The following is a 4,747-nucleotide window of genomic DNA, read 5'->3' as shown; positions in this document are numbered from 1 at the left end:
ACCTGGCCCGCACCACCGCCGCCTACCGCAGCGCCGTCGACTTCGCCGAGTCCCGCATGGACAAGGAGCTGGAGCAGGTCCTGTCCGACCCGCGCAGCCGGATCGGCGGCCAGGCCGACGCGGCGCGCGAGGCGGCCAGGGCCCGGCAGGCCCAGCTGGTCGACCGGGCGAGGGAGGTCCTCGACCGTGACCTCGCCCAGCTCGTCGCCGAGGCCGAGGTCGTCGAACCCGCCCTGCCCCCGGCGTACGCTCGCTGGGACAACCCCGTCTGGCACGCCTACCGGGTGCCGATGGAGATTCCCATGGCGCTGCGCCTGGGCGACCTCCGGCTGCCCGAGGCCGACCGGATACGCATCCCCATGCTGCTCCGGCTGCCGCTGGAGCGCGGCCTGTGGATCGACAGCGGCCGCACCGACGCCCTGGACGACTCGTTCACCGATGCCCATGACATGCGGCGCCTCGCCATGGAGACGGCGGTGACCCACGCGGCACGCCTGCTCGCCGTCTACCCGGCGGGCGAGTTCACCGTGCACGTCGTCGACCCGGCCGGATCGGGCGCGCAGTCACTGGTACCGCTGACGCGGAGCGGTGTGCTGGCGGCCCCGCCCGCCCAGGGCGCCGCGGGCGTCGCGGATGTCCTGGGCCGGCTCACCCAGCGGGTCGACCTGGTGCAGATGGCGCTGCGCGGCGGGGCCCCCGACGCCCTGCCGCCCGGCTTCGACCCCTCCCAGCAGCTGCTGGTCGTCAACGACTTCCCGCACGGTTTCGACGACCGTGCCGTGAACCAGCTGCGCTACCTCGCCGACGAGGGTCCGTCCGTCGGCGTTCACCTGATGATGGTCGCCGACCGCGAGGAGTCCGCCGGATACGGTCCGCTGCTGGACCCCCTGTGGCGTTCCCTGCTGCGGCTGACCCCGGTGGCCGACAGTCATCTGGCCGACCCGTGGGTCGGCCACGCCTGGACGTACGAGCCGCCCCTCGTGCCCCCGGGCAGCCAGGTCCTCCAGCAGGTTCTCATTCGGGTCGCCGAGGCCCGCCGGACAGGGCGCCCCTGACCGTGAACCCGTGAGCGTGTGTCCGTAAACGCGGTGGTGGTATCCCATCTCCTGGACCATGCCCGCGTGCGACCGCCTTCCACCTGCCACTTTGGGATTTCTTTTACCTCGCTCTTTACCAAACCTTGGTGATGGAGGTAAAGTTTTGCACACGGAGGGGAGTACTCCCCGTCTGTGCGGCGACCCCGTCAATACGGATCAGGCCTGGTCCCGGGGCGTCGGCCCATAGGTCTGTCCTGGCGCTGACAAGCGCTTGAGGCCTGGGTGGAAGAGACCTCCGGCAGCGATGACGCTGACATTTTCCGTGAGACGTATCTGCCGGAGGCGCAGTGGATGTTTCCTCGACCCTATGGGTCCTTACTGTCCTGGGCCTTGTCGCCCTCATCTCCATCGACTTCTTCATCGGGCGCAAGCCGCACGACGTTTCCATCAAGGAAGCCGGGATCTGGACCATCGTCTGGGTCGTCCTGGCCGTGCTCTTCGGACTCGGCCTGCTGGTCTTCGGAGGGGCACAACCCGCAGGTGAGTTCTTCGCCGGCTACATCACCGAGAAATCGCTGAGCGTCGACAACCTGTTCGTCTTCGTCCTGATCATGACGAAGTTCGCGGTGCCGTCGCAGTACCAGCAGCGGGTACTTCTCGTCGGTGTGGTCATAGCCCTGGTATTGCGGACGATCTTCATCGCCGCGGGCGCCGCGATCATCGCCAACTTCTCGTGGGTCTTCTACATCTTCGGCGCTTTCCTGATCTACACGGCCTGGAAGCTCGTCCAGGAGGCCCGCGCCGACGAGGAGGACGAGGAGTTCGAGGAGAACAAGCTCCTCAAGGCCGCCGAGCGCAGGTTCGGCGTGGCCGACCGGTACCACGGCACCAAGCTGTGGATCGAGCAGAACGGCAAGCGGGTCATGACCCCGATGCTGGTCGTGATGCTCGCCATCGGCACCACGGACGTGCTCTTCGCGCTCGACTCGATCCCCGCGATCTTCGGTCTGACCCAGGATCCGTACATCGTGTTCACCGCGAACGCGTTCGCCCTCATGGGTCTGCGACAGCTGTACTTCCTCATCGGTGGCCTGCTCAGCAAGCTGGTCCACCTGTCGTACGGCCTGTCGATCATTCTCGGCTTCATCGGTGTGAAGCTGGTGCTGCACGCACTGCACGAGTCCGGGGTCCATGTTCCGGAGATCAGCATCCCGGTGTCGCTGGGCGTGATCTGCGGTGTCCTCGTCGTCACCACGATCACCAGCCTCAGGGCCTCCAAGAAACAGGCCCTGAAGGACCAGGCCGAGTCGGGCCGGGGCGAGGGCGCCGCCAAGGACAGCATCGACGTCTGACCCCGTCCGTCCGGAACCGGACAGGCCATCCCCGGGAGCGGGGCGCGACGCGGAGTCGCGCACCGCTCCCGGCATCTGCCTGTCTCGTGCCGGACCACCACCCCACAACCGGCACAAGGGCGGTCGGTCACGCTCACCGCCGTCCGTCGAGGGCCGTCCCTCCGGCCAGCAGAGGAGATCATGCGCGACAACGACCACCTCGGAACGACAAGGAACACGCAGGGGATCGGAGCCGCCGGACAGCGGCGGGACCGCTCGCACGAACTGATATCTGGTGATGGTGTGGATGTGAAAGTGATCAGTACGACAGGCGAGTCCACAGAGCGTCGAGTGACCGAAGGCCGGGGTTCCTTCATGTCTGAGAGCCGCGCATGATCGGTTGGTTCAGAACGATCGGCGAGCGGTGGACGAGCCTGGTGCCCGTGCTCGCGGTGGTTCTCCTGGCTCTGACCTGGGGAAGCAAACTGTCCGGCGCGGTCATCGCCGTGGCGGTCGTGGTACTGGCGGCAGCCGTGCTGGCCGCGGTGCACCATGCGGAGGTGGTGGCCCACCGGGTCGGTGAACCCTTCGGCTCACTGGTCCTCGCGGTCGCCGTCACGATCATCGAGGTCGCGCTGATCGTCACCCTGATGATCGACGGCGGGCCCGATACCGCCTCCCTGGCCAGGGACACCGTCTTCGCGGCCGTGATGATCACCTGTAACGGCATCCTCGGCGTGAGCCTCCTGGTCGGCTCGCTGCGGCACGGTACGGCCACCTTCAATCCGGAAGGCGCCGGCGCGGCGCTCGCCACGGTGGCCACGCTGGCGGGCCTCACCCTGGTGCTGCCGACGTTCACCACCAGCAAGCCCGGCCCGGAATTCTCCGGGGTGCAGCTCACCTTCGCCGCGGTCACCTCGCTGATCCTCTACGGCTTGTTCGTCGCGACACAGACCGTCCGGCATCGTGACTACTTCCTGCCCGTGGTCAAGCCCGGCAAGCCCAAGCCGGTCGTGGACCCGGAGGACGAGCACGCGGCCGCGCCCTCCACCCGCACCGCCATGATCAGCCTCGGACTGCTCGGCCTGGCCCTGGTCGGAGTGGTCGGCCTGGCCAAAGGCGTCTCGCCCGCCATCGAGTCCGGCGTCAAGTCGGCGGGGCTGCCCCACGCCGTCGTCGGTGTGATCATCGCGCTGCTGGTCCTGCTGCCCGAGACCATCGCCGCGGTGCGCGCGGCGCAGCGCAACCGGGTGCAGACCAGTGTGAATCTCGCGCTCGGCTCCGCGATGGCCAGCATCGGCCTGACCATCCCCGCGGTCGCGATAGCCTCCCTCTGGCTCTCCGGCCCGCTCGTCCTGGGCCTCGGCAACACCCACATGGTGCTGCTCACCCTGACCGTGGTGGTCGGCGCCCTGACCGTCCGCCCCGGCCGGGCCACACCGCTCCAGGGCGGGGTGCACCTGGTGATCCTCGCGGCCTATCTCGAACTGGCGATCAACCCGTAGGACCGACTCCGGAAACCGCCTCCGGGCGGGGGCGCGTCCGGCGCAGACCCACGCTCCGGCGCACCCCCACCCGGAGGCGGTTCCCTCGGCACACCGGGCCAGGGGCGACCGCCCGCGGGACCGTGATAGACCGGTGTCCGAGCGGCGTCCCGGTGACGGCCGCCGCAACCCGTCTCCTTCTCTTCGCGACGCCCTTCCCGCTCTCCCGACTCTTCCCGACCTTTCCGAACGGACCGGAGGAACTGTGCACCGCAGCCTGGCCGATGCCCCGATCATGATTCTCAACGGCCCCAACCTGAACCTGCTCGGGCAGCGTCAGCCGGAGATCTACGGCTCCGAGACGCTCGCCGACGTGGAGGCGCTGTGCGCCGGGGCGGCAGGCGCCCACGGGGGCACGGTGGACCTGCGGCAGTCCAACCACGAGGGCGAGCTGGTGGACTGGATCCACGAGGCGAGGCTGAACCACTGCGGCATCGTGATCAACCCCGGTGCCTACTCGCACACCTCCGTCGCCATCCTGGACGCCCTCAACACCTGCGACGGCCTGCCCGTGGTGGAGGTCCACATCTCCAACATCCACCGCCGGGAGTCCTTCCGGCACCACTCCTACGTCTCGCTGCGGGCCGACGGGGTCATCGCGGGATGCGGGGTGCAGGGGTACGTGTTCGCGGTGGAGCGGATCGCGGCGCTGGCCGGCCCCGGACGGGCACGGGCGTAAGAGCCCCGAACAAAATGGGCGCCCGGCTCGCGGCGTCTGGCACGCACGCTCGCCGCGTTGCCAAAAGGCCCTAGTAGCTCCGCTACGAGGACCTTCCGGCGCCTTGCGATCGCACGCACCAGACGCCGCGAGCTGATCGGACTCCCATTTTGGTCG

General features: G+C 68.7%; 3 protein-coding genes and 1 pseudogene. All 4 read left to right on the top strand.

The genetic code is table 11. From position 1 onward, the window contains the following. A pseudogene (locus tag AOK11_RS22375) lies at positions 1-1,055 on the top strand (hypothetical protein); the annotation flags it as partial. A 329-nt stretch (positions 1,056-1,384) separates the two neighbouring features. After that, positions 1,385-2,389, top strand: a complete 1,005-nt coding sequence (locus AOK11_RS22370; protein WP_055595518.1) for a TerC family protein — start codon at positions 1,385-1,387, stop codon at positions 2,387-2,389. Between the two features lie 371 nt (positions 2,390-2,760). Further along, positions 2,761-3,873, top strand: a complete 1,113-nt coding sequence (locus tag AOK11_RS22365; RefSeq protein ID WP_055595517.1) for a calcium:cation antiporter — start codon at positions 2,761-2,763, stop codon at positions 3,871-3,873. 244 nt (positions 3,874-4,117) lie between these two features. Continuing rightward, positions 4,118-4,591: a type II 3-dehydroquinate dehydratase gene (aroQ, locus tag AOK11_RS22360; protein WP_055595516.1), complete on the top strand. Its 474-nt coding sequence runs from the start codon at positions 4,118-4,120 to the stop codon at positions 4,589-4,591. Positions 4,592-4,747 lie beyond the last annotated feature (156 nt).

This window comes from Streptomyces hirsutus (genome assembly GCF_001418415.1).
In the GTDB taxonomy this organism is placed as follows: Bacteria; Actinomycetota; Actinomycetes; order Streptomycetales; family Streptomycetaceae; genus Streptomyces; species Streptomyces hirsutus.
The sequence above is the reverse complement of the archived record's forward strand: the minus strand, read 5'-3'. Positions and strand labels throughout refer to the sequence as shown.